Origin of the sequence: Thermopolyspora sp. NPDC052614 (genome assembly GCF_040678635.1) — a bacterium.
Taxonomy (GTDB): domain Bacteria; phylum Actinomycetota; class Actinomycetes; order Streptosporangiales; family Streptosporangiaceae; genus Thermopolyspora.
In genome coordinates this window covers 377468-397537 of record NZ_JBFATZ010000004.1, presented here as the reverse complement: position 1 = coordinate 397537, position 20070 = coordinate 377468, and the positions used below count along the sequence as shown (strand labels likewise).

At 72.8% G+C, this 20070-nt stretch carries 20 protein-coding genes; 14 read left to right on the top strand and 6 right to left on the bottom strand.

What is annotated here, in order from left to right:
* Positions 1 to 136: 136 nt before the first annotated feature.
* Positions 137 to 616, bottom strand: a complete 480-nt coding sequence (locus tag AB0K60_RS11405; protein ID WP_364051639.1) for a MarR family transcriptional regulator — start codon at positions 614 to 616, stop codon at positions 137 to 139.
* Positions 617 to 726: 110 nt separating this feature from the next.
* On the opposite strand from AB0K60_RS11405, the gene AB0K60_RS11400 reads away from it, so the two are divergent.
* Positions 727 to 1806, top strand: a complete 1080-nt coding sequence (locus AB0K60_RS11400) for an epoxide hydrolase family protein (RefSeq protein ID WP_364051636.1) — start codon at positions 727 to 729, stop codon at positions 1804 to 1806.
* 57 nt (positions 1807 to 1863) lie between these two features.
* Here the strand turns inward: AB0K60_RS11400 and AB0K60_RS11395 are convergent, their stop codons facing one another.
* On the bottom strand, positions 1864 to 2571 hold the full coding sequence (locus tag AB0K60_RS11395; RefSeq protein WP_364051634.1) for a TetR/AcrR family transcriptional regulator: 708 nt from the start codon (positions 2569 to 2571) through the stop codon (positions 1864 to 1866).
* 120 nt (positions 2572 to 2691) lie between these two features.
* On the opposite strand from AB0K60_RS11395, the gene AB0K60_RS11390 reads away from it, so the two are divergent.
* Positions 2692 to 3048 carry a YrdB family protein gene (locus AB0K60_RS11390; protein ID WP_364051631.1) on the top strand — a complete coding sequence of 119 codons (357 nt, stop codon included), beginning with the start codon at positions 2692 to 2694 and terminating at the stop codon, positions 3046 to 3048.
* Between the two features lie 33 nt (positions 3049 to 3081).
* On the top strand, positions 3082 to 4026 hold the full coding sequence (locus AB0K60_RS11385) for an NAD-dependent epimerase/dehydratase family protein (RefSeq protein WP_364051628.1): 945 nt from the start codon (positions 3082 to 3084) through the stop codon (positions 4024 to 4026).
* A 288-nt stretch (positions 4027 to 4314) separates the two neighbouring features.
* On the opposite strand, the gene AB0K60_RS11380 is transcribed toward AB0K60_RS11385, so the two are convergent.
* Entirely contained in the window at positions 4315 to 4824 is a 510-nt protein-coding gene (locus tag AB0K60_RS11380) for an ureidoglycolate lyase (protein WP_364051625.1), read from the bottom strand.
* Between the two features lie 107 nt (positions 4825 to 4931).
* Here AB0K60_RS11380 and AB0K60_RS11375 point away from each other — a divergent pair, with 107 nt between their 5' ends.
* Complete coding sequence (locus tag AB0K60_RS11375; protein WP_364051622.1) at positions 4932 to 6515, top strand: amidase; 1584 nt, start codon at positions 4932 to 4934, stop codon at positions 6513 to 6515.
* 107 nt (positions 6516 to 6622) lie between these two features.
* Here AB0K60_RS11375 and AB0K60_RS11370 read toward each other — a convergent pair whose 3' ends face one another.
* A complete protein-coding gene (locus AB0K60_RS11370; RefSeq protein ID WP_364051619.1) occupies positions 6623 to 7363 on the bottom strand; it encodes a GntR family transcriptional regulator in 741 nt (246 codons plus the stop codon).
* Positions 7364 to 7460: 97 nt separating this feature from the next.
* Here AB0K60_RS11370 and AB0K60_RS11365 point away from each other — a divergent pair, with 97 nt between their 5' ends.
* The 10 genes from AB0K60_RS11365 (at position 7461) to AB0K60_RS11320 (ending at position 17807) form a co-directional block, all read left to right on the top strand.
* Complete coding sequence (locus AB0K60_RS11365; protein WP_364051616.1) at positions 7461 to 7706, top strand: Rdx family protein; 246 nt, start codon at positions 7461 to 7463, stop codon at positions 7704 to 7706.
* Between the two features lie 145 nt (positions 7707 to 7851).
* Positions 7852 to 9954, top strand: coding sequence for a GAF domain-containing protein (locus AB0K60_RS11360; protein WP_364051613.1), 2103 nt, complete (start codon positions 7852 to 7854; stop codon positions 9952 to 9954).
* A gap of 11 nt (positions 9955 to 9965) precedes the next feature.
* On the top strand, positions 9966 to 11117 hold the full coding sequence (locus tag AB0K60_RS11355) for an acetamidase/formamidase family protein (protein ID WP_364051610.1): 1152 nt from the start codon (positions 9966 to 9968) through the stop codon (positions 11115 to 11117).
* Positions 11117 to 12163 (top strand): ABC transporter substrate-binding protein, encoded by a 1047-nt coding sequence (locus AB0K60_RS11350; protein WP_364051607.1) that lies wholly within the window; start codon positions 11117 to 11119, stop codon positions 12161 to 12163. The genes AB0K60_RS11355 and AB0K60_RS11350 overlap by 1 nt, the downstream gene beginning before the upstream one ends.
* 31 nt (positions 12164 to 12194) lie before the next feature.
* A complete protein-coding gene (locus AB0K60_RS11345; protein ID WP_364051604.1) occupies positions 12195 to 13217 on the top strand; it encodes an LLM class flavin-dependent oxidoreductase in 1023 nt (340 codons plus the stop codon).
* Positions 13210 to 14034 (top strand): ABC transporter ATP-binding protein, encoded by an 825-nt coding sequence (locus AB0K60_RS11340; RefSeq protein WP_364051601.1) that lies wholly within the window; start codon positions 13210 to 13212, stop codon positions 14032 to 14034. The genes AB0K60_RS11345 and AB0K60_RS11340 overlap by 8 nt, the downstream gene beginning before the upstream one ends.
* Before the next feature lie 14 nt (positions 14035 to 14048).
* A complete protein-coding gene (locus AB0K60_RS11335; RefSeq protein WP_364051598.1) occupies positions 14049 to 14849 on the top strand; it encodes an ABC transporter permease in 801 nt (266 codons plus the stop codon).
* On the top strand, positions 14846 to 15601 hold the full coding sequence (locus AB0K60_RS11330; RefSeq protein ID WP_364051595.1) for an ABC transporter permease: 756 nt from the start codon (positions 14846 to 14848) through the stop codon (positions 15599 to 15601). Before AB0K60_RS11335 ends, AB0K60_RS11330 begins: the two co-directional genes overlap by 4 nt.
* Positions 15598 to 16098: a flavin reductase family protein gene (locus tag AB0K60_RS11325; protein ID WP_364051592.1), complete on the top strand. Its 501-nt coding sequence runs from the start codon at positions 15598 to 15600 to the stop codon at positions 16096 to 16098. The genes AB0K60_RS11330 and AB0K60_RS11325 overlap by 4 nt, the downstream gene beginning before the upstream one ends.
* A gap of 74 nt (positions 16099 to 16172) precedes the next feature.
* Positions 16173 to 17807 carry an alkaline phosphatase D family protein gene (locus tag AB0K60_RS11320; RefSeq protein ID WP_364051589.1) on the top strand — a complete coding sequence of 545 codons (1635 nt, stop codon included), beginning with the start codon at positions 16173 to 16175 and terminating at the stop codon, positions 17805 to 17807.
* Positions 17808 to 17950: 143 nt separating this feature from the next.
* Here AB0K60_RS11320 and rocD read toward each other — a convergent pair whose 3' ends face one another.
* Together rocD and ddaH are read right to left on the bottom strand one after the other, a co-directional pair.
* Positions 17951 to 19153 (bottom strand): ornithine--oxo-acid transaminase, encoded by a 1203-nt coding sequence (gene rocD, locus AB0K60_RS11315; protein ID WP_364051586.1) that lies wholly within the window; start codon positions 19151 to 19153, stop codon positions 17951 to 17953.
* The gene (gene ddaH, locus AB0K60_RS11310; protein ID WP_364051583.1) at positions 19150 to 19950 is read right to left on the bottom strand and encodes a dimethylargininase; all 801 of its coding nucleotides are present in this window, start codon (positions 19948 to 19950) and stop codon (positions 19150 to 19152) included. Before ddaH ends, rocD begins: the two co-directional genes overlap by 4 nt.
* Positions 19951 to 20070: the final 120 nt, after the last annotated feature.

Genomic DNA, 20070 nt, shown 5'->3' with positions numbered 1-20070 from the left:
ACGGCACGACGGCGAACTGACGGCTGCCGGACGGCTCGGGCCGATCATCCCTGCCGGGTTCGGGTCCAGCCGCGCCGGCGCGGGGGGGGGGGTCACGCCGTCGGGGACCGGGAAGGCCCGCCCGCGCCTTCGGCGGTCAGCGCCACGGTTCTTCGGGGCTGCCGGATCGTCTGTTGTGGTGATCCAGCACTTTGGACAGCAGCTCGGTGAACCGCTGCCGCTCATCGGGGGAGAGCGGTGCCAGCAGTTCGTCCTGGACTTCGGCGAGCCGTTTCTCCAGAAGACGTAGCCGCCGGGTGCCCTCGGGGGTCAGCGAGATGATGTTGCGGCGGCGGTCGGCGGGGTCCGGGGCGCGTTCGACCAGGCCGTCCCGGGCGAGTTCGTTGATCGTCGCGACCATGTCGCTGAGGTGGATGCCGCTGCGGCGCCCCAGTTCGGCCTGGCTGGCCGGGCCCGCGTCCTCCAGCGTCGCCAGCAGCCGGTAGTGGTAGCCGCGGGCGCCGACGGACGAGAACCCGTCGCCCAAGAGCCGTCGCGCGTGGTTGGCGGTCTGGCCGAGCAGCCAACTGGGCAGGCCCTCCCACCGGGAGGTCGTCTCCTCGGACGGGTTCTCCATGGGGCAAGTCTACCGATCGTTCGGGCCACTAACGATTGTGTTATCGTTAGGGCGACAAACGTTTGGCTAACTAACGTTTACCTACCGAACGAATCCCTGGAGTCGGGACCATGATCAAGCCCTTTCGCATCGACATCCCGCAGGCCGACCTCGACGATCTGGCCGACCGGCTGGCGCGTACCCGCTGGCCCAACGAGGTCGCCGACGCCGGGTGGGACTACGGCTTCCCGCTGGCGCGGCTCAAAGAGCTCGCCGAACGCTGGCGGACCACGTACGACTGGCGCGCGCACGAGGCCGAGCTCAACAAACTGCCGCACTTCACCACCGAGATCGAAGGACAGAACATCCACTTCGTCCATGTCCGGTGCGCGAAGCCCGGCGCGCTCGCGCTGATCCTCACCCACGGCTGGCCCGGCTCGTTCCTGGAGTTCCTCGACGTCATCGAGCCGCTGTCGCGCGATTTCCACCTGGTGATCCCGTCCCTCCCGGGGTACGGCTTCTCCGGGCCGACCCACGAGCGCGGCTGGGACGTCGTGCGGATCGCGCGGGCCTGGGCGGAGCTGATGCGCCGCCTCGGATACGAGCGCTACGGCGCGCAGGGCGGCGACTTCGGCGCGGGCATCTCCCTGGCGCTCGGCGCGGTGGCGCCCGAGCGGGTCGCCGGGGTCCACGTCAACTACCTTCCGACCCGGCCCGATCCGGACGCCGGCGTCGAACTGTCGCCGGCCGACGAGGCGCGGCTGGAGAAGGTCCGGCGGCTGATGGCGAACCGCCCGCCGTACCAGGCCCTGCAGGCCCTCACCCCCCAGACCATCGGGTACGCGCTGACCGACTCGCCGGTCGGCCAGCTCGTCTGGATCGCCGAGCGGTTCGCGCAGTGGACCGACCCCCGCACGCCCGTCGGCGACGACCGCCTGCTCACCGACGTCTCGCTGTACTGGCTGACCGCCACGGCGGCCTCCTCGGCGCGGTTGCACCACGACACCTCCCGGGGCACGGGCCGGTGCCCGGTGCCGGTGGGCGTGGCGGTGCTCCCGTACGACATCACGCAGTCGGTGCGGCCCCTGGCCGAGCGGCTGTACGACATCAGGCACTGGTCGGAGTTCGAGCGCGGCGGCCACTTCGCTGCGATGGAGGTGCCGGGGCCGTTCGCCGAGGACGTCCGGAGGTTCTTCGAGAAGGTCGCGTGACCCGCATGCGCCAGGGGCGGCGGCGGGCTCCTGAGCCCCCCGCTGTCGATGCCGCGGCTACTGCGGGAGCGGCAGGCCGACCATCCGGGCCATGCACAGGACGCCATGGTCGAAGGCCTGCGCCGGATCGGAGATGACGGTGTTGTACATGCCGAACAGTTCGAAGCTGACCGCCCCGTAGATCCACGTCCAGGCGATCAGGGCGCGCAGGATCACGTCGTCGCCGACCGGTGGGAAGATCTGCTCGCGCAGGCGGTCCGCGTCCCGCGCGAACGAGGGGGGCGCGGGCGGCAGGCCGGTGAACGGCGCGAGCACGCCCGCGGCGGCGGCGTCGCGCATCACGCCCGCGAGCACCACCCCGGGGCGTGCGGCGGGGGCCGCCGTGTCCTGGGGGGCCACGTAGCCGGGCACGGGGGTGCCGTGGATGAGCGCGTACTCGTGCGGGTGGGCCAGCGCCCATTCGCGTACCGCACGGCAGCAGGCCAGCCACCGCCCGATCAGGTCCTCGCGGGGGCGGGTCGCGTCCGCCGCCTCCACCGCGTCGCCGACGGCCTCGAACGCCTCGATGATCAGCGCGGTGAGCAGATCATCCCGGCTGGGGAAATATCGGTACATCGCCGAGGACACCATGCCCAGTTCGCGCGCCACCGCCCGCAGGGACAGGCCTGCCGCCCCCTCCACGGCGAGTTGCCGCCGCGCGGCGTCCTTGATCTCCCGGGTCAGCTCGGCCCTGGCTCTTTCCCGTGCGGTACGGCTCGCGCTCATGCCCGGCATCCTACCCCGATGGAGAGCGCTGGCAATAAACGAGAGCACTGCTCTTGACACTCCTGCTCCAATAAGAGAGCATTGCTCTCGTAACGGAGCGGTGGAATCAAGGGAGTCGCGATGCGCGACATGGCGAAAGGCGCCAATCTCGGCCTGATGTTCCTGCTGGAGATCGCCGTCTACCTGGCCGTGGGCCGCTGGGGCTTCACCCTGGCCGCCGCGTTGCCGGTCAAGCTGCTCGCCGGGCTCGGCGGTCCGCTGCTGTTCGCCACGGTGTGGGGACTCCTCGCCGCGCCGAAAGCGAGAGTCCGGCTGCGCGGCCTCGCGCGGGCGGGCCTTGAGATCGCCTGGTTCGGCGGCGGGGCCGTGGCCCTGATCGCCGCCGGGTCGCCCGCCGCGGCCGCCGTTTTCACCGCTCTGTACCTCGTCAACGCCGCACTCAGGATCACCTGGCACGGCGGGCTCGCCTGGCGGTGACCACGCGAGCGCCCGTACCGGAAAGGAAACCACATGAGCACCTACGTCATCGCCGGAGCCGGCCAGATCGGCTCGCACCTGGCCGAGAGGCTCGCCGGGGGCGGCCACGAGGTCACCGTCGTCACCCGGTCGGGCTCCGGCCCGAAAGCGCCGGGCATCCGCCGCGTCGCCGCCGACGTCGCCGACGCCGAGCGCCTCGCCGAGCTCACCAAGGGCGCCGACGCCCTGTTCAACTGCGTCAACCCGCGCTACTGGCGCTGGCAGACGGACTGGCCGCCCATGGCCGCCTCGATGCTGTCCGCGGCCGAGACGTCCGGGGCCGTCCTGGTCATCCTCGGCAACCTGTACGGCTACGGCCCCCACGACGGCCCGCTCACCGAGGACCTGCCGCTCGCCGCCACCGGCGTCAAGGGCCGCGTCCGCGCCCGGATGTGGGCCGACGCGCTCGCCGCGCACGAGGCGGGCAGGGTCAGGGTCGTGGAGGTACGCGGCTCCGACTACTACGGGCCCGGCTGCCTCGACCAGTCGCACCTGGGCGAACGCTTCATCCCCAGGCTGCTGGCCGGCCGGCCCGCGCTGTTCGTCGGCGACCCGGACCAGCCGCACAGTTGGACGTACGCGCCCGACGTGGCCCGCGCGCTGGAGATCGCCGCCGTGGACGAGCGCGCCTGGGGCCGGCCCTGGCACATCCCCACCGCTCCCGCCGTCACCGCCCGGGCGGTCGCCGAACGGGTGAGCGAGCTGACGGGCGCTCCGGCGCCTCGGATCCAGGTGCTGCCCGAGTGGCTGCGCCGTACGGCCGGGCTGGTGTCACCGATGATGCGGGAGCTGGGGGAGACCCGCTACCAGTTCGACCGGCCCTACCTGCTGGACTCCTCGGCCTTCCAGGCCACCTTCGGCATGACCCCGACGCCGCTGGACGAGGGCCTCACCGAGACCATCGCCTGGTGGCGCGCCCGCGAGACCGCCGCCGCCTGATGGGAGCCACCGGGGGCGGTCTGCAGGCGGACTCGGTGCCCGGCAGCCGCTGGTGAGTACGCACTCTCGCCGCCTGGACCGCTGCTTGGGTCCTATGGTCAGACCGTGCCCTCGCCGGTGGTCAGGGGTCTTGATGCGCCGATGGGATGTCGTGCCCGCCGGTGAGCGCGTGAGCGCTGGTCCATCAGGCCGCCGACCGGCTCCTGCGGGCCGCCGAGAGCATGGCGTCGGCCGATGGAGGATGCGGCCCCGGCGAAAAGCGCGGTTCGCCGGGTACGTCCGGGCGTTCTAGGACGGCGCGACCACCTCGCATTTGACGCCGAGCTCGCGATCGAGCCGGTAGGTGTGGTGATCGACCTGGTTGGTGTCGGCGAGTTCGAGGTTGAAGAACGACATCTGCTCGCCGTCGAAGAACGGCCCGGAATGCCAGGTGCCGCGGCGCAGCAGCACCGCCACGTCCCCCGGGATCCGGAAGGCCGTGATGTCGTCGAGGCTCGGCACGGCGTCGGGGTCGTCCACGTTGTACGGCGGCGCGACCGCGAGCAGCCACGGCCGCCCGCCCACCGCGGCGAGCGCCTGGGTGACCGCCCGGTGCCGGGTGATGCCGGTGAACGCGGGGGGCTTGTCGGTCAGGGACATCACGTAGAAGCGCGGGGTGCCGCGGGACAGGTCGAGCAGCGCCTCCTGCTCGCTGAACAGGGCGCCGTCCGGCGTCGCGGCCAGCACGGCGCCGAAGGGCTCGAACGCCTCCGGGGTGAGCGGCCGGGCGGTGATCCGGTGGGTGGTGAGGGTCGTCATGGCGTCTCCGGGCTCGGAGGAGTGGCTGGCACGCGATCGACCGTAGCACTTGTCAGACATGTTGTGGTAGGAGTGGTGGCGTAACCGGATCGAAGGAGGTCTCGCTCATGGGCGACCAGTGGAACGCGCTCCGGGTGGGTCCGCGCATCCTGCGCCCGGCCGGGCCGGGCACGCCGACCGGCCCGCTTAGCGGTCGTGTGTTCGCCGTCAAGGACCTCATCGACGTGGCCGGTCAGACCACCGGCGGCGGCAATCCGGCGCTGCTCGCCGAGCGGAAACCGGCCGAGCACGACGCCCCGGTGGTGGCCGCGCTCCTCGCCGCCGGGGCGGCCTGCGCCGGCAAGACGCAGACCGACGAACTGGCGTTCAGCCTCAGCGGGATCAACCGCCACTATCCGGTCCCGGTGAACCCCCGCTGCCCCGACCGGGTCACGGGCGGCTCCTCCAGCGGATCCGCCGCCGCCGTGGCCGCCGGGCTGGTCCCGTTCGCGCTCGGCACCGACACCGGGGGCTCGGTCCGGGTGCCCGCCTCCTACTGCGGCCTCGTCGGGGTACGGCCCACCCACGGGGCCCTGCCGCTCGACGGCGTGCTCCCGCTCGCGCCGTCCTTCGACACCGTCGGCTGGTTCGCGGCCGACGTCCGCACCGCCGCCGACGTCGGCCGCGTCCTGCTGCCGCCCGCGCCGGACACGCTGTCCCCCGCCGGGGTCGTCGTGCTCGACGAGACCCTGGCCGAGGTCCCCGCCGACGTCGCGTCGGCGATCACGCACTGCGCGGGCCGGCTCGCCGACGCCTGGTCGCTGCCGCTGCGCCGCACCTCCCTCGGCACGCCGCTGCACGAATGGCTCACGGTGTTCCGCACCATCCAGGCCGCCGAGGCGTGGGCGGAGCACGGCGCCTGGATCGAGGCGAACCCGGGCGCGCTCGCCCCCGAGATCGAGGCCAGGTTCCGCGCCGGGGCGACGACCGGCGCGATCACGCTCGCCGAGGCCCGGCGACGGCGGGCCGAACTCGCCGCGCGCCTCAACCACCTCCTCGCGGAGGGCGCGGTCATCGTGCTGCCGAGCGCCGCCGGGGCCGCCCCGCTCCGCGACCCGCTGGTGGCCGCAGACCCCGACGCGCTGGCGGCCAACGAACTGGTCCGAACCCACACCATGCGGCTGACCAGCCTCGCCGGCCTCACCGGCGCCCCCGTCATCGGCCTGCCGCTGGCCCAGGACGCCGACGGCGCCCCCGTCGGCGTCTCGCTGCTCGGCCCGCCCGGCGCGGACCGGCTGCTCCTCGACCTCGCCGAGGCGGTCCCCGCCGCCTGGCTGCCCGAGCCCCCGGACGCCGAGCGCGAGGAGCTCCTCACCGCCTTCTACCGCTACGAGGAGGCGCTGGTCACCAACGACGTCCCGGTCCTCATCGACCTGTTCGCCCCGGGCCCGCACACCATCCGGTACGGCCCGGCGGACGCCGCCTACGGCGCCGACGAGATCGCCGCCTTCCGCCGCTCCCGCCCGGCCACCGACCTGGAACGCGAACTCCTCCGCTACGACGTGCGGCTGATCGCCCCGGGCGTGGGCGTCGCCGCCACCGAGTTCACGCGTACCGGCTCGGGGCGACGGGGACGCCAGACCCAGACGTGGGTCCGCCACGCGGACGGGTGGAAGGTCGAACTGGCGCACGTGTCGCTCCTGCCGGACTGACACGGGCCCGGCGGAGTCAGATGCGGCGGACGCCGGTCAGGTGGAGGGTGAGGGTGGGTTCGCCGAGGGGGCGGGAGCTCTCCTGGTCGAGGGCGTCCGTGCCGGGGTCAAATGCGGCGGACGGAGCGGACGAGGGCGTAACGGAAGGCGTCGCGGACGTGGGCCTCGGAGGCCCAGTAGGCGGTGGCGCCGCTGTGGCGGACGCCGGTCAGGCGGAGGGTGAGGGCGGGTTCGCCGAGGGGGCGGCGGAGGAGGCGGGAGCTCTCGTCGTCGAGGGCGTCGGCGCCGGGCCAGGCGATCTCCCATTCGACGCGTTCGCCGCCGACCAGTTCGGCCAGGTCGAACAGGGACATGGCGGGGTCGATGCCGTCCGGAGGGGCCGAGCCGTGTGGGATCGGGACGGTGTCGGTGGCGAGCATGACCGGGACCTCGTCGGCGTACCAGATCTTCGTGGTGGTCAGCGCCTTCGTCTCCGGCGGCACGCCGTACGCGTCGGACTCCTCGGGGGTGATCATGCGGGTGGCGTGGGAGACGACCTCGACGCGAGGGGTGCGTCCCATCGAGGCGATCAGCTCGGACTGCTCCATCTGCTCGTCGAAGCGGGCCGGGATGTCCAGGGCGGATCGGTTGACGACCGTGCTCGCCCCCTGGCGGCGGCGCAGGTAGCCGCGCTCCTCCAGTCGGATCAGCGCCTCGCGCACGGCGGGCCTGCTCGCCGACAGGGATGACACGAGGGCGGGTTCGCCGGGCATCGGCTGCCCGTCCCTGGCCGCGCCTTCGAGCACCTTCTCCAGACGGTCGGTGAGGCTCTGCGCCTTCCGCCCGGCACCCTGACTCCGCCTGCGCATGCCAGCACCCTAACCAACCCCAAGGCCAACCATGCCGACGCCGTCTTGTCCGGCGGGGACATATCGCGCGGCGGGCGGCGTTCGTAGCGTCGGGCGCATGGACAAGCCATCGATAACGATCACGTACTGCGTCCCGTGCGACTACCTGCCGAGGGCGCTGTGGCAGGCGGCCGAACTGCTCCGGCCGCTGGCGGAGTCGGTCGCGGGGCTGACGCTCGTGCCGGGCACCGGAGGCGTCTACGAGGTGGCCCTCGGGGACACCGTGTTGTTCTCCAAGGCCGAGCAGGGACGCTTCCCGGAGGTGGACGAACTGGTCAAGGCCGCGTTCGCCCAGCTCGGCTGAGTTTGGGTTTGCCCTGAATCCTCCCCGAATCAAGCGCTAACACCGCAGAAATATACGAGCAATACGTTTTGCGTACTTTGCCGTTATGGCGGAGATGACCAGGCGGCGCTCACGCCGTCGGCGGCGGCAGGGCGGGAACCGGGGCTTGCTGGCGCTCCACGAGATCGACGGCCTCGAGGTCGACGAGGGCCTGCAGTCGGTGGTCGCCCGCATCGCCCGCCGCATGGGCACCGACGTCGCCACCCTGTACGCGTACGATCGCGACCGGGAGCGGCTGGTCCTGGCCGCGACGCACGGGCTGGCCCGGTCGGCCATCGGGTTCGTCACCCTCGCGTTGGGCGAGGGGATCAGCGGGGAGGCGGCCCTGCGGCGCTCGCCCGTGTCCGCGGCGGACGTCACGGACGAACCCCAGTTCAAGATCATCCCCGGCTTCGACCAAAGCCGCTACCGGTCGATCCTCGCGGTGCCCGTCTGCCACCGCGGCGAACTGCTCGGCGTGCTCAACGTGCAGACCGCGGGCCCGCGCGGCTACGGCCCCGCCGACCGGGACCTGCTGCGCGGGCTCGCCGACGAGGTCGCCCGCTACCTCGCCCGCTACCGCAGCGACGGCCGCCTGTCGCTGCGGCTGCGCGGCCCCACCCTGCTGTCCACGCTGAGCGGCATGGTGGCCGCCTCGGGCGGCCGGACCGAGGTCTGCGTCCGGGTGCTCGCCGAACTCGCCGTCGCGCTCCCCGAGGCCGAGGCGGCGATCGCGCTGTACGCCGACGGTGCCGAGCCGGTCCTCGTCGCGCCCGATGGCGGCGGCGAGGTGCACCCCCGCCTCGCGGCGGCGCTGCGCGGCGGTACGGTCCTCGACCAAACCGGGTCCGGCCAGGCCGGATCCGACCAGGCCGTGTTCGTCCTGCCGCTCGGCCGCGACGGCGACACCTGCGGGGCGCTCGCCCTGCTGTCCGCCGACGGCGCCTCGACCTGGCGGGATCCGGCCGTGCGGCACTACCTCGGCAGCGTCGCCGAGCAACTCGGCCTCGCGCTGGAACGCCTTCCGCAGACCCCGTCCGGGTCCAACGCCGAGCACGCCGAGCACGCCGAGCGCGGCGCGGCCGAACCCGGGCTCTACGACCGCCTCGTCTCGTTCGTCCTGAACGACCGCGGCCTGGAGGCGCTCGTCGCCGAGGCGAGCGCCGTCTGCGGCACGCCGATCGGCGTCGTCGACGGGTTCGGCGCGCCGCTCGCCGGCACCGTCACCGGCGAGGTGTCGGCCGACCTGCCGCTGCACCCGGTCGAGGCCCCGCCGGGCCGCCTGCTCGTCGGCCCGTCCCCGCCGCCGGAGGACGACCTCGCCGTCGTCGCGCACGTCATCGCGCTCGAACTCGCCAAGTGGAAGGCCGCCTTCGAGGTGGAGTCCCGGCTGCGGGGCGACGTCCTTGATCTGCTGCTCGCCGACGACGACGTGGACCCGCGCGAGGCGCTGCCCCGGGCGAGCCTGGTCGGGCTCAACCTGGCCCGGCCGTACCGGCCGGTCTGGTTCGTCTACGACGGGGCGGGCGAGGACGGCACGCTCGCCGCGCGCAGCCGGGCGCAGACCGTACGGCGCGCGCTGGGGGAGCCGCCGCAGGTCGTCATCTTCCTGCGCCCGCACGGGATCCTCGCGCTGGTGGACGAGGAGGCCGGCGACGTCGAGGCGCGTGCGCGGGCCGCCGCGCGGAGCCTCGGCGCGCTCACGCGCTCGGACGCGGTCGGGGTCGGCTGCGGGGCCCCGGTGGTGTGGCCGAACGGGTTCCGCGCCGCCGTCCGCCGGGCCGCGCTCGCCGCCGACCTGGGGCGCCGGCTTGGCCACCGCGCCCCCGTCGACGTGAGTCGGCTCGGCGTCTACGGCCTGCTGCTGGAACTCGACGAGACGGCCTGGCGCGCGTTCGTCACCGAGCAGCTCGGCCCGCTGCTCGACCACGACGCCGTCTCCGGCGGCGAGCTGGTGCGCACCCTGGAGGCGTACCACTGCCTGCAGGGCGGGCTGCGGGCCGTCGCCGACGCGCTGTTCGTGCACGTCAACACGCTCAAGTACCGGCTGGCGCGGATCGACGCGCTCACCGGCGGCCGGTTCTCCTCGCCGAGCCTGCGTTTCCAGATGTTCCTGGCGCTGTACGCCCTGCGGCTGCTTGAGCCGGGGCGGCCGAGTTTCCTCGCGGACGACGCCGCGGCGGGATTGTTGTCCTCCGGGGACAGTGCGGACGGCCGCGGCCCGCGGTGAAGCTCGGCATCGTGACTCTCAACAGCGTGGTCCCCGCCGGACTCCCCGCCGATCCCCCTGCGGGCATCCGGCCGTTCGAGGTGCTGCAGGCCGGGCAGGGCGTCCCGCCCGGAACCGCCTACCTCGGCGCCCAGCGCGGCTCGGTGCTCTGGGGCCGGCTGCCCTGCCCCGCGGACCGCCCGGTGCTGCGGGTCGAGCCCGGCCGCAGCGTCGTGATCGACACGGTGAGCCACGAGGGCATCCTGGAGGACCAGGGCCGGGATCCGCTCGCGTTCATGGCCCGCTACGGCATCGCCGCCGACCTGGTGCTGCGGGACGCGATCGACGTGGCGCGGGACGTGCCGCACCGGCCCGGCGACGGCCCGCATGTGGTGCTCGGCCCGATCGCGGTCACCGGGGCGAGGCCCGGCGACATGCTCGCGGTGCGGATCGAGGATCTGCGTCCGCGGCTGCCGTACGGGTTCGTCTCCAGCAGGCACGGCCGCGGCGCCCTGCCGGGGGAGATGCCGGAGGGGCCGGGCTCGACCTTCGTGCTGTGCACGGCCGGCGAGGGCCCGGACGGCCCGGTGGGGTGCATCGCCACCCCGGCCGGGGTGATCCGGTTCCCCCTCGGCTACTTCCTCGGCGTGATCGGCGTCGTCCCGGCCGACGGCGGCCGGGCGAGCTCGGTCCCGCCCGGACGGCACGGCGGCAACCTCGACATCAGCCTTCTCACCGCCGGCTCGACGCTGTTCCTGCCGGTGCAGGTGCCCGACGCCCTCGTGTACGTCGGGGACCCCCACTACGCGCAGGGCGACGGCGAGGTGGCCCTCACCGCCTTCGAGGCCCCGCTGCGGGCCACCCTGCGTTTCGACCTGATCCCCAGGGCCGCCGCCGAGCACATGCGCGCCCTCTACGGCGAGACCGACGACCTGCTGATCCCGGTGGGCCTCGACGAGGACCTCGACCGGGCCATGGCGGCCTGCGTGCGCAACGGTCTCGATCTGCTGACCAGCCGGTATCCCTTGGACCGCGCCACCGCCTACGCCTACCTCAGCGCGGCGGCGGACTTCGCGGTCTCCCAGGTGGTGGACCAGGTCAAGGGGGTGCACGGGCGTATCCGCAAGTCCGACCTGGCCGCCCTGCTCAGCCCGGAATTCCTTCCCGTACCCGAGGAGATGTGATGCGCCTCCGCGTCCCCGTCTTAACGCCTGTTCTGGCCCCCGTCCTGGCTGCCGTCCTCGCCCTCGCGGTCTCCGCGTGCGGCTCCACCGCCAAGGAGGAGGCGACCCCCGCCGCGTCCGGCGGCGTCCCGCTCACCGTCGGCCTGAACTACGTCGGCACCGTCGAGCACTTCGCCCCCTACTACGCGCTCAAGGAGGGCCTGTACGCCAAGGAGGGCCTGGACGTCACCATCAAGCCGGGCGGCGACACCCCGCCGTCGACGTTGCTCGCCGCCGGGCAGGTGGACATCGCGGTGCTCGACACCCTCAGCACCATCACCGCCGCGAGCCAGGGCGCGGACTTCGTGGCGATCGCCACCGAGTACCAGCAGACGCCCACGTCGATGACCTGCCGGAACGACTCGGGCGTGAAGCGGCCGTCCGACCTCGCGGGCAAGCGGCTGGGCCTGAAGCAGGCCGCCAACGTGTATCTGCCGGCGATCCTGTCCGCGATCGGCGTGACCAAGGACCAGATCAAGATCGTGCCGATCGGCGGCCAGGACGTCAGCCTGCTCATCTCGGGCCAGGTGGACTGCATGTTCTCGTCGTTCGCCTTCAACGAGCCGCGGTCCATCGAGGCGGCGGGCGTGCCCGTCACCGTGTTCCCGCTCGGGCAGCTCGGCATCCCCTCCCAGGGCAACACCTACGTGACCACCCGCAAGATCTACGACGACCCGGCCAAGCGCGCCGCCCTCACCAAGTGGGTCGGCGTCATGTCCAAGGCGTACGAGGTGCTGCTGCGCGACCCGGAGGCCGGGGCCAAGTACATGGTCGACAACAAGTTCACCAGCGGCCTCGACCTCGACCAGCAGATCTACCAGTCCAAGACGCAGACGTCCTACATCGCCGACGACCACACGGCCGAGAACGGCCTGCTCTCTCTCAACCCGAAGGCGTGGGAGGAGGTCGCCAAGGTGGCGGTGAAGCTCAAGCTCACCCCGAAGCTCGTGGACGTCAAGCCGCTGCTCGGCGACCTGTCCGGCGAGGCCGGCACCGCGAAACTCTGACCCGCACGACGACGGAACGGGAGCCCGGAAGATGACCACGACGACGACCTTCGACGAGCCGGTGGGCCTGCTCTACCAGATGTGGGAGGTGCGCGAGGAGGCCACCGCCGACCTCGTACGGCGGGCCTTCGACGAGTTCGCCTACGCCGAGGAGCTCGGCTACGACTCGGTATGGGTGGGCGAGCACCACAATGTCCAGGACGCCCCCTTCTACGGGCGGATCCCCGTCCCGGAACTCCTGCTGGCCCGCGTCGCCGCGACGACCTCGCGCCTGCGCCTCGGCACCGGCGTCAAGGTGCTGCCGAGCGTCCCGGCGCAGCGCAGCGCCGAGGAGATGTGCCTGCTCGACCTGGTGTCCGGCGGCCGGGCCGAGTTCGGCGTCGGCCAGGGCACGGCAGGGCCCGCCGACCCGGAGGCCCGGCGGCGCAAGCAGGAGCGGTTCCGCGAACTGTTCGGCGAGATCCTCATGCTGCTGCGCGGCGACACCTCCACCGGCCTGCCGCTGCTGAACGTCGGCCCGGCGCCCCACCTGATCTCCCGCATCTGGGCGGCCTGCCGCGACGACGCCTCGATCGACTACGTGGCCGAGCGGGGCGTGAACTTCGTCGTCGGCCAGGCCGAGATCGCCGAGGCGCAGGCCCGCTACGTCGCCCGCTACCGCGCGGCGGGCGGCACCGGGAAGGTCCGCGGCGTGCGCGCGGTGTTCATCGGGGAGAGCCGCGAGGAGGCGATGGCCCGGTTCGGGGAGGCATTCGAGACGTACTACGCCCAGATGGGCCGCAACGGCCGGTACGCGGCGGACGCGACCGCCGCCGGGCTGCTGCCGGCGCAGGCGGTGACGCTCGACGGCCGGCTGCGCCGCGCCTGCGTGATCGTCGGCGACCCGGACCAGGTCACCGCCCAGTTGCGGGAGTACCTGGAGGTGACCGGCGTGGACCAGCTCGACCTGCTCGTGCAGTTCCCCGGCCTCGCCCCCGAGCCGACCCGCCGTACCCTCGAACTCTTCCAGCGGCACGTACGGCCCGCGCTCGCCGGGGCGGCCCGCCATGGCTGACCGACGCGACAGGGAGGGCATCATCGTCCGGGACGTCACGATGACGTACGAGCGGCGCGGCATCGCCACCACGGCCGTGGACGCATGCGACCTCGTCGTGCCGAAGGGGTCGTGGGCCTCGCTGCTCGGCCCCTCCGGCTGCGGCAAGTCGACCCTGCTGAAGATCCTCGCCGACATCGTGCGGCCCACCTCCGGCACCGCCACGATGGACGAGCTGACCCCGGCGGAGGCCCGCGCCGCCCGGATCTTCGCCCTGGTCTCCCAGCAGTCGGTCATGCTGCCCTGGCGGCGGCTCGCCGAGAACGTCGAGCTGGGCCTTGAGGTGGCGGGCGTCCCCAAGCGGGAGCGGCGGGCCAGGGCCAGGGAGGCGATCGAGCTGGTCGGGCTGTCCGGCTTCGAGAAGGCCTACCCGCACGAGCTGTCCGGCGGCATGCGCCAGCGCGGCGCGATCGCCCGCGCGCTCACGCTGCGGCCCCGGTTCCTGCTCATGGACGAGCCGTTCGGCGCGCTCGACGAGCTCACCCGGGAGCGGCTCAACTTCGAGCTCATCCACATCCTGGAGGAGACCGGCGCGACCCTGCTGCTGGTCACCCACTCGGTCACCGAGGCGGTGATCCTGTCCGACACGGTCGCGGTGATGTCGCCGCGGCCCGGCCGCATCGTGCACGTCGCCTCGCTGCCGTTCGGGCACCGTCGTACCCCCGAGCTCCGCGACGACCCCGGGTTCGTCGCGGCCGAACGCGACCTGCGGCACGCGCTCGGCTCCGGGACCGCACCGGCGCCGGTCGCCCCCGCCCGTGCGCTCCTCGCCGGTTGACCACGGGAGGCCGGATGAACCGCGTCAAAGCGAAGATCTTCGAGGGCGTGGCGGGGGTGCGCGCCCCCGTGGCCTTCCTCGTCGCCGCCCTGGTGCTGTGGCAGCTCGTGACGGCGAGCGGGCTGGTGAGGTTCTACGTGCTGCCCGCGCCGAGCACGGTCCTGGAGGCGATGGCGCGGTACCGGGGCGAGCTCGGCGAGCAGGCTGCGGCGACGCTCGGCGTCGCCCTCGCCGGGTTCGCGCTCGGCACCGTGTCGGCGATCGCGGTGGCGATGACGCTCACCTACTCGCGGCTCGCCAGGACGGCCGTGTACCCGCTGCTGCTGGCCCTGCGCGCGCTGCCGTTCATCGCGATCATCCCGATCCTCGTGGTGCTCATGGGCACCGGGTACGAGCCGCGGATCACGGTCTGCGCGATCAGCACGTTCCTCACCACGCTCGTCAACCTCATGCGCGGGCTGCGCTCGGCGGACGCGGAGGTGGAGGAGCTCATGCACACGCTGAGCGCCAGCGGCCTGCAGCGGCTGCTCAAGGTGCGGGTGTACGCGGCGCGGCCGTACCTGCTGGCGGCCCTGCGGATCTCGGCGTCGTCGTGCGTCATCGAGGCCACGGTCGCCGAGTGGATCACCGGCGACAGCGGCCTCGGCTACCTCGTGCAGATCTCCGGATACACCTTCCAGATCGGGCTCATGTGGGCCGCGATCGTGGTGGCCTCCGCGCTCACGCTCGGGCTCGTCGGGATCATCACGCTGGTCGAGCGGGTCGCCATGCCCTGGGCGCCGGCGACGACGGCGGGCAGGGGGGCCGCCGCATGAGGCGCGCGCTGCCCGCCGTCCTGCTGCTCGTGGCGATCGTCGTGGGGTGGGAGCAGTACGTCACCCGCGCCGGGGTGAGCGTCCTGGTCGTCCCGCCGCCGTCGGGCATCGCCGCGGCTATCGTGGCGAACCGCGCCGACCTCGCCCACCAGACCCTCGTCACCCTCACCGAGGCGTCGCTCGGCTTCCTGCTCGGCAACCTCGTCGCGATCGTGTGCGCGGTCGCGTTCACCTACTCCGGGCTGCTGCGAGCCGGGGCCTATCCGCTGGTGCTGGCGCTGCAGGCGATCCCGCTGGTGGCGATCGCGCCGATCCTCGTGCTGTGGCTCGGGCCCGGCGTGCTGTCCAAGGTCCTGCTCGCGGCCTTCCTCGCGTACACCGTGACCCTGGTCACCATGGTGCGCGGGCTCGGCTCGGCGGACGTCGAGACGCTGGAGCTCATGCACACGCTGAACGCGTCGCGGTGGCAGGAGCTCACCCGCGTCCGGTTCCCCGCCTCGCTGCCGTACCTGTTCACGTCGCTGCGGCTCGGCGCGTCGGCGGCGATCGTCGCGGCCATCGCCGCCGAGTACGTCGGCGCGCTGGAGGGGCTCGGGTATCTCATCCACGACACCCGGGCGCGGCTCGACAACGCGTACCTGTGGGCCGCGGTCGTCACCGCGGCGGCGATCGGGCTGGCCGCGTTCGGCCTGGTCGTGCTCGTCGAGCGGTGGGCGATGCCGTGGCGGCGCGGGGCGGTGGAGGAGTCATGAGCACCAGACAGCCGCAGATCGCCTTCTCGGCCCGGGAGTTCCGCGACACGCTCGGCCACTTCGCCTCCGGGGTGACCGTGGTGACCGCCGTGCTCGACGGCGTGCCGGCGGGGCTGACCTGCCAGTCGTTCTTCAGCGTGTCGCTGGAGCCGCCGCTGGTGTCGTTCTCGGTCGCGGTGTCCTCGCTCACCTATCCGGTCATCCGCGACGCCGGGGCCTTCTGCGTGAACGTGCTCGCGCACACCCAGCGGCACGTCTCCGACCAGTTCGCGCGCAGCGGCGGGGACAAGTGGCGCGGGATCGCCTGGCGGCCGACCGCGGCGGGGAACCCCGTCATCGAGGGGGCGCACATCTGGATCGACTGCCTGCTTGAGGCGGAGCATCGGGCGGGCGACCACCACATCGTGATCGGCCGGGTGCGCGAGCTCGGGCCCGCGTCCGGCGCGGCCGGGCGGCCGCTGCTGTACTACAGGGGCGGATATCACACCTTCGGGTAACTCTGGGCGCGTATTCTCCTTGCCTAGCCGGACGCGCTGCGAAGGGAGCCCGAGGTGGTTCTGGACGAGGACCGGTGACCGCCGAGCTGATCGTCGGCCCGATGTCGCGGTACGCCGACGCCACGCGGGCCTCGATCTGGGTGGAGACCAGCGAGCCGTGCGTGGTCACCGTCGAGGCCGGGGACGTGCGCGGCCGGGAGCGCACCTTCACCGTGCACGGCCACCACTACGCGATCGTCGATCTCGACGGGCTGACGGGGGCCGTGCCGTACACGGTGGCCCTGGACGGCGAGCGGGTGTGGCCGCCACCGGACGGCGGGCTGCCGCCGAGCCGGGTGCGGCCGTTGTCCGAGCCGCGCAGGCTGCTGTTCGGGTCGTGCCGCACCAGCGTCCCGCACGACGCGCGGCACGTGCTCACCCACGGCGTGGACGTGCTGCGCGCGTACGGCCATCGCCTCATGAACGCCCCGGACGAGGAGTGGCCCGACACGCTGCTCCTGCTCGGCGACCAGGTGTACGCCGACGAGCCGTCGGCCCGGATGCTGGAGTTCATTCGGTCACGCCGCGACGGCGAGCCGCAGGACGAGGTCGCCGACTTCGAGGACTACGCCGAGCTGTACCGGCAGGCGTGGACCGACCCGGAGATCCGCTGGCTGTTCTCCACCCTCCCCACGGCCATGATCTTCGACGACCACGACGTACGGGACGACTGGAACACCAGCGCCGCCTGGCGCGAGACGATGGCGGACGTCCCCTGGTGGCGCGGCCGCATCATCTCCGCGCTCGGCGCCTACTACCTCTACCAGCACCTGGGCAACCTGTCCCCCGAGGAGCGGGCCGCCGACCCCCTGTACGCCCGGCTGCGCTCCGGCGAGGGCGACCAGGGGGCGGCGCTCGACGAGCACGCGGCGAAGGCCGACGCCGAGCCCACCTCGGTCCGCTGGAGCTACTCCCGCGACGTCGGCCGGGCCCGCCTGGTCGTGCTCGACACCCGCGCCGCCCGCGTCCTCACCCCCGGCGCCCGCCGCATGGTCGACGACAAGGAGTGGGACTGGGTCACCGAGCAGCTCACCGGCGACGTCGACCACCTCGTCGTCTGCTCCTCGCTTCCGGTGCTGCTGCCGACCGGCATCCACCACGTGGAGTCGTGGAACGAGGCCGTCGCCGACGGCGCCTGGGGGCGGCGCGTCGCCCGCTGGGCCGAGGTGCTGCGCCAGCAGCTCGACCTGGAGCACTGGGCCGCGTTCCGCCGCTCCTTCGAGGCGCTCGCCCGCCTGCTCATCGACGTGGCGACGGGCGCCCGCGGCACCCCACCCACCACGATCCTGCTGCTCTCCGGCGACGTCCACTACTCCTACCTGGCCAAAACCCGCCGCCACGACATCTACCAGATCGTCTGCTCCCCGATCCGCAACCCCCTCAGCCGCGCCCTACGCCTCGCCAACGTCGTCGCCTCCTTCGGCCTCGCCGGCCTGGCGGGCGGCCTGCTGGCCAGACTCTCCAGACTGCCCCGCCCGCCACTGCGCTGGCGAATCACCAACGGCCCGTGGTTCCAAAACGCCATCGCCACCCTCGACCTCGACGACGGCGCGGCCACGGTCCGCTGGCACACCGCCGGACCGACCGACCTCACCTCGGTGACCGAGGTGGCGGCGGTGCGGCTCAGCCCGGCGGCATCGAAGGCGCGCTCACGGTCCGTCGGCAGATAGCCGACCTGACCGACGTCACCTGGGTGACCGAGGTGGCGGCGGTGCGGATCAGCCCGGTGGCATCTACGGCGCGTTCACGGTCCGTCGGCACATCGCGGACCCGGCCGACGTCGCCTGGGTGAACGGGATGGCCGCGGTGCGGATCAGCCCGGCAGTACCTCGGCGAGCCGGTCGACGGCCCAATTGACCTCGTCCTCCGTCACCACCAGCGGCGGCGCGAGCCGGATCGTCGAGCCGTGGGTGTCCTTGGCGAGCACGCCGCGCTCCAGCAGCGCCTCGCACACCTGCCGCCCGGTCGCCACCGACGGGTCGAAGTCGATCCCGGCCCACAGCCCGCGTCCGCGCACCGCCACCACGCCGCGCCCGACCAGCTCGCCGAGCCGCCGGTGCAGCACCGCGCCGAGCTCCCGGGCCCGCGCCTGGAACTCGCCGGTCCGCAGCAGCCCGATCACCGCGATGCCGACGGCGCACGCCAGCGGATTGCCGCCGAACGTGGACCCGTGCTGTCCCGGCCGGATCACGCCGAGCACGTCCGCGTTCGCCGCGACCGCCGACACCGGCACCACGCCGCCGCCGAGCGCCTTGCCGAGCACGTACATGTCCGGCACCACGCCCTCGTGGTCGCAGGCGAACGTCTCCCCGGTACGGCCCAGCCCCGACTGGATCTCGTCCGCCACGAACAGCACGTTCCGTTCCAAGCAGATCTGCCGGATCTGCCGCAGGTAGCCGTCCGGCGGCACGACGACGCCCGCCTCGCCCTGGATCGGCTCGATCAGCACGGCCACCGTGTTCTCGTCGATCGCGTCGCGGACGGCGTCGACCAGGCCGTACTTGACGACCGTGAACCCCGGCGCGAACGGCCCGAACCCGCCCCGCGCGTCCGGATCCGTGGAGAACCCCACGATCGTGGTGGTCCGCCCGTGGAAGTTCCCTTCCGCGACGATGATGTTCGCCTTGCCCTCGGGCACGCCCTTGACCTCGTACCCCCACTTGCGCGCCACCTTGATCGCCGTCTCGACGGCCTCGGCCCCGGTGTTCATCGGCAGCACCATGTCCTTGCCGGTGAGCCCCGCCAGCGCCGCGCAGAACTCGGCGAACCGGTCGTGGAAGAACGCCCGGCTGGTCAGCGTCAGCCGATCGAGCTGCTCCCGCGCCGCCGCGAGGATCGTCTCGTTGCCGTGCCCGAAGTTCAGCGACGAGTACCCCGCCAGGCAGTCGAGATACCGGCGCCCCTCCACGTCGGTCACCCACGCGCCCCGAGCCTCGCGGATCACCACCGGCAGCGGATGGTAGTTGTGCGCGCTGTGGCGCTCGCCGCGCTCGATGTGCTCGGCCGTCATGCTCATGATCGGATCTCCAGGGTGCAGCACTTGGGACCCCCGCCGGCCTTGCGCAGCTCGCTGAGGTCCACCGGGATGACGTCGTAACCGCGGCGCTTGAGCTCCAGTTCGAGCCCGCCCGCCTCGGCGTTGATCACGATGTGGCGGCCGTCGGAGACCGCGTTGAGCCCGAGCACCGCCGCGTCCTCGGCCGAGGCGATCACCGCGTCCGGGAACATGCGCTCAAGCACCGCGCGGCTGCCGGGGGAGAACGCGCCCGGATAGTAGGCGACGTTCCCTCCGTCGAGCGGGAACAGCGCGGTGTCGAGGTGGTAGTAGCGCGGGTCCACCAGTCGCAACGTCACGACCGGCCGCCCGAAGAACTCCTGCGCCTCGTGGTGCGCCGGCGGCCGGGTGCGGAACCCCGTCCCGGCGAGAATCACGTGATCGAGCGAGAGGAAGTCCCCCTCACCCTCGTTGACGTGCTCGGGCTCCTTCACCTCCGAGAACCCCCGACCGAGGAACCACGTCAGGTACGCCGGCCCCTCCGGCCCACGCTCGGCGTTGGCGAACCGGGCGCCGTACACCTTCCCGTCCACCACCAGCGCCCCGTTGGCGGCGAACACCATGTCGGGCAGCCCGTCGATCGGCTCGATGAGATCGACGCGGTGCCCGAGCTCCTCGTAGACGGCCTTGAGCCCCTCCCACTGCCGGATCGCGCGAGACCGGTCCGCCCCGGCCTCCGGGTCCATCCAGGGATTGATCGCGTACTCCACCGCGAAGTAGTCGGGTCGACACATCAGGTAATGCCGAACACGCGTCATGCAACGCTCCACAGAGGAAAAGGGCTGGTCAGCGAGATACGACCAGGATAGAAACGGCATTTGGCGCGGACCAAGCGGACGACGTTGCGCGTATCCGGCATTCCATTGCGTCCCAGAGCC

Bases quoted from the DNA above. Each gene is read 5' to 3' on its own strand.
- AB0K60_RS11405 (WP_364051639.1), bottom strand. From the start codon at position 616: ATGGAGAACCCGTCCGAGGAGACGACCTCCCGGTGGGAGGGCCTGCCC.
- AB0K60_RS11370 (WP_364051619.1), bottom strand. From the start codon at position 7,363: ATGCGCAGGCGGAGTCAGGGTGCCGGGCGGAAGGCGCAGAGCCTCACC.
- AB0K60_RS11345 (WP_364051604.1), top strand. From the start codon at position 12,195: ATGACCACGACGACGACCTTCGACGAGCCGGTGGGCCTGCTCTACCAG.
- AB0K60_RS11340 (WP_364051601.1), top strand. From the start codon at position 13,210: ATGGCTGACCGACGCGACAGGGAGGGCATCATCGTCCGGGACGTCACG.
- AB0K60_RS11350 (WP_364051607.1), top strand. From the start codon at position 11,117: ATGCGCCTCCGCGTCCCCGTCTTAACGCCTGTTCTGGCCCCCGTCCTG.
- AB0K60_RS11390 (WP_364051631.1), top strand. From the start codon at position 2,692: ATGCGCGACATGGCGAAAGGCGCCAATCTCGGCCTGATGTTCCTGCTG.
- AB0K60_RS11385 (WP_364051628.1), top strand. From the start codon at position 3,082: ATGAGCACCTACGTCATCGCCGGAGCCGGCCAGATCGGCTCGCACCTG.
- AB0K60_RS11380 (WP_364051625.1), bottom strand. From the start codon at position 4,824: ATGACGACCCTCACCACCCACCGGATCACCGCCCGGCCGCTCACCCCG.
- AB0K60_RS11375 (WP_364051622.1), top strand. From the start codon at position 4,932: ATGGGCGACCAGTGGAACGCGCTCCGGGTGGGTCCGCGCATCCTGCGC.
- AB0K60_RS11365 (WP_364051616.1), top strand. From the start codon at position 7,461: ATGGACAAGCCATCGATAACGATCACGTACTGCGTCCCGTGCGACTAC.
- rocD (WP_364051586.1), bottom strand. From the start codon at position 19,153: ATGAGCATGACGGCCGAGCACATCGAGCGCGGCGAGCGCCACAGCGCG.
- AB0K60_RS11400 (WP_364051636.1), top strand. From the start codon at position 727: ATGATCAAGCCCTTTCGCATCGACATCCCGCAGGCCGACCTCGACGAT.
- AB0K60_RS11395 (WP_364051634.1), bottom strand. From the start codon at position 2,571: ATGAGCGCGAGCCGTACCGCACGGGAAAGAGCCAGGGCCGAGCTGACC.
- AB0K60_RS11325 (WP_364051592.1), top strand. From the start codon at position 15,598: ATGAGCACCAGACAGCCGCAGATCGCCTTCTCGGCCCGGGAGTTCCGC.
- ddaH (WP_364051583.1), bottom strand. From the start codon at position 19,950: ATGACGCGTGTTCGGCATTACCTGATGTGTCGACCCGACTACTTCGCG.
- AB0K60_RS11335 (WP_364051598.1), top strand. From the start codon at position 14,049: ATGAACCGCGTCAAAGCGAAGATCTTCGAGGGCGTGGCGGGGGTGCGC.
- AB0K60_RS11330 (WP_364051595.1), top strand. From the start codon at position 14,846: ATGAGGCGCGCGCTGCCCGCCGTCCTGCTGCTCGTGGCGATCGTCGTG.